Origin of the sequence: Pedobacter jeongneungensis, from assembly GCF_039538295.1 — a bacterium.
Lineage (GTDB): Bacteria > Bacteroidota > Bacteroidia > Sphingobacteriales > Sphingobacteriaceae > Pedobacter > Pedobacter jeongneungensis.
Map to the genome: position 1 here is coordinate 1 of NZ_BAABBY010000029.1, position 2704 is coordinate 2704.

1 protein-coding gene is annotated in these 2704 nt (G+C 36.2%); it reads right to left on the reverse strand.

The window, feature by feature from the left end; translation table 11 throughout:
• The coding region (locus ABD769_RS24875; protein WP_344854066.1) for an amino acid adenylation domain-containing protein at positions 1-2704 on the reverse strand (2704 nt) is incomplete at both ends.

Below are 2704 nucleotides of genomic sequence, written 5' to 3' on the forward strand. Positions count from 1 at the left end.
CCTTCAAAAAGATATATCCCGGGCATATTGTAGGCTATGTTCCCTTCTTCAAACTGGCTCAGTATCCAAAGACGGCGTTGGGAGGATGATAAAGGATAACCTGTAGCAGCAGCAGCCAGGGGAATAGCCGAATAAAGGCTCTTCTGTGCCTGAGAAATTAATTCGGCCTGTTCAGCGAAAACGGAACAGGTGAAAAGCTCGTTTAGTTCTACATTTACATCAAAACTCTTGTGGATCTGACTTGCCAAGCGGATTACCTTAAGGCTGTGGCCTCCCAGATCAAAGAAATCATCACCTGTTCCAATCCTATCTTTGTCCAATACAAATTTCCAGATCGCTGCAAGCTTTTCCTCTATCTCATTTTGAGGGGCCAAATATTCATTCCCGACCGACAGCTCCAAACCGTCGGGCTCAGGTAACCTTGTCCGGTCTATCTTACCATTGGAATTCAAAGGCAGCTCGTCAATGGCAACATAATGAGAAGGCAGCATGTAATCAGGCAGTACCCTACTGATATACATTTTTATTTCATTGATTTTTAATGCATTACCTACTACATATGCTATTAATTCATTTTCTAAATATTTATTCTCCTTTGCAACCACCACTGACGAGAAAATAGTCGGATATTGTTCCAAAGCATGTTCTATTTCCCCTAGTTCAATTCGATGTCCCCTGATCTTAACTTGGTCATCGTTTCTTCCTAAAAACTCTAAGTTTCCATCGGGTAGCCATCTGGCGATATCCCCTGTCCGGTAAGTACGTACATGCTGATTATAAAAATTGGTTATAAATTTTTCAGATGTAAGAATGGGCTGATTTAAATAACCCCTTGCCAAACCAGCACCACCTATGCAGATTTCCCCAATAACTCCAATAGGACATAAAGCAAAACTAGGATCAAGAACAAATATACTCTCATTTAATAAGGGACTACCTATAGAAAGGGCGGAATCTATTTCTATATTTAAAGAACTACTCCAGATTGTTGTTTCTGTTGGTCCATAAACATTTAGTATTTTCGTTTTTTTCAGACTTTTTAAAAGTTTGAAAGTATTTGGATTTAAAGATTCACCGCCAATTATTAAGACTTTAAGCCCTTCCAGACCGGAAGTATCAAATTCATTTGCTTCTAACAGCTGGTTTAAGTGGGAAGGGGTTATTTGTAGTGCATCAATATTATTTTTAATTAAATATCTTAAAATATCTAAAGGATCTTTACTTGCAATTACAAAAACCGTTAGTCCATTAACCAAAGTGCCTAAAAGTTCAAGAACGGATATATCAAAGGTATAATTTGTAATTGCTGCCATTCTGCTAGCCGAACCTAAAAAAAAGGATTCGTGAAAATTTTCAAATAGAGCAACAACACTTCTATGTTCAATCATTACTCCTTTAGGTTGTCCCGTAGACCCTGATGTATACATCACATATGCAAGATTATTGGGGTTATTTATAGGTGTCAGGTTATTAATTTTGCTAGAGTCGGGAAAACCGAAAACCTGCCTTTTATTTAATTTATCAATTTTTAATGTTTTGGCTTTGGCTTTATTTATTTTGATTATGGTATCATAACGAAACAAGGTTAGCTCATTTATAATACATCCATTTTTTTTACAAATTGCAACTTCATTTTCATATTGGATTAAATTAAAGAAATCATATAAAAAATGTTTGTTTAAGAACAAATCTTTCTTTAATATTTCTCCATCGAGCTCTTTTATCTTCAAATGAGCTGAGCTATGTAACAGTGCTTGATAATATTCTTTTTGCAAAGACTTATCCATTATGTCTCCTAAAAACAAAACACCGTTTTCAGAAAGAAGATTAACACATTTTAACAAAAATCGTCTCAAATAATCAAGAGAAGGGAAGTATTGTATGACACTGTTCGCAATAATTACGTCAAATGTGGCCTCACCAAACTGATCTATCTCTTGGGCATTTAATTCTTTAAGCTCAATATTTTTAAATTTTCCTGCTTCAATATCATGTTTACAGATTTTTAAGACTTCGTTAGAAATATCTGTTCCTACATACGAACTAACTAAAGGAGCTAGTTCAAACATAATTAATCCAGAACCACAACCAACTTCTAAAACGGTATTAGATGAACTCAGGTGCGGTTTTATTTTTTCTAAAACATTCGTTACAAATTCTTTCATTTCGAGCTTAGAGAATGGTTCGCCAGTAAAATTACTTTTCCACCCAGACGCTGAAATCGAATCAGTAGAGTCTTTTGCTATAAAATCCCATAGCGTTTTAGATTCTGCTTCTGAAACTAAATAGTTTTTATCATATTTCCCGTCAACTGAAATATATGATTTAAAGGTGTCTATTTCCCATTGTAATTCGTCGCAAATTTCTGTATTATTTGAATCTGTAATTATTAAATTGATGTTTGAGTCTTTGATAAGATACTCAATTCTCGATTTTGGATACTGCGGATCTATGGGTACATAGGCTGCCCCGGATTTTAATATACCCAGAATAGCAATTATCATCCAGTGTGACCTGTCCAGCATTACACCTGCCAGGTCATCCGGCCTGAGGCCACAATTTTCCCGCAGATAGTGAGCAAGCCGGTTTGAATGTTCGTTCAGTTCCCCGTAGGTCAGCTCGGTTTCACCGAAAACCAGCGCAACCCGGTCTGCACTCTTTGAAACCTGCTCTTCAAACAACCCAACTATCGTCATACCTTTAT